Below are 477 nucleotides of genomic sequence, written 5' to 3' on the forward strand. Positions count from 1 at the left end.
GGCCAGGAGTACTTCTCTTCCACCGCCATTCTGCCCTTCCGGCCGAGGTTCATCCTCAGGTTCGGGCTCTCATGCAGCTCGAGTATCATCTCGCCCAGCTCCTCGGGGCTGGAATAGATCATTCCCCCCTCTCCTGCCACCTCAGCCACCCCAGGAGTTTTGAAAGCCAGGACGGGAGTCTCGCAGGCCATGGCCTCGAGAAGGACGATGCCAAATGCCTCCAGGCGGTTTTGGGTGGGGAGGACCAGAACCTCGGCATGAGAGAGGGTATCGATGAACCGGGACCGATCCAGCCTGCCGGTGAACCTGGCCCTGATCTTGAGCTTTCTGGCCATCTCCTCCAGGCGGCTTCGGTCGTAGCCATCCCCTACAAGGACCAGTTCTAGGTCGGCCTTCTTCTGCACCTCGCTCATGGCCTGGATTAGGGACTCGATTCCTTTGTAGTGCAGCAGCCTGCCAGCATAGAGAACATAGCCC

General features: G+C 59.7%; 1 protein-coding gene. It reads right to left on the reverse strand.

The window, feature by feature from the left end:
• Positions 1 to 477, reverse strand: a 477-nt coding sequence (locus tag BP727_RS10820) for a glycosyltransferase family 4 protein (protein ID WP_286858791.1), incomplete at both ends; no start/stop codon positions are given.

Source organism: Methanosaeta sp. UBA356 (assembly GCF_002496465.1).
GTDB classification, from domain to species: domain Archaea; phylum Halobacteriota; class Methanosarcinia; order Methanotrichales; family Methanotrichaceae; genus Methanothrix; species Methanothrix soehngenii.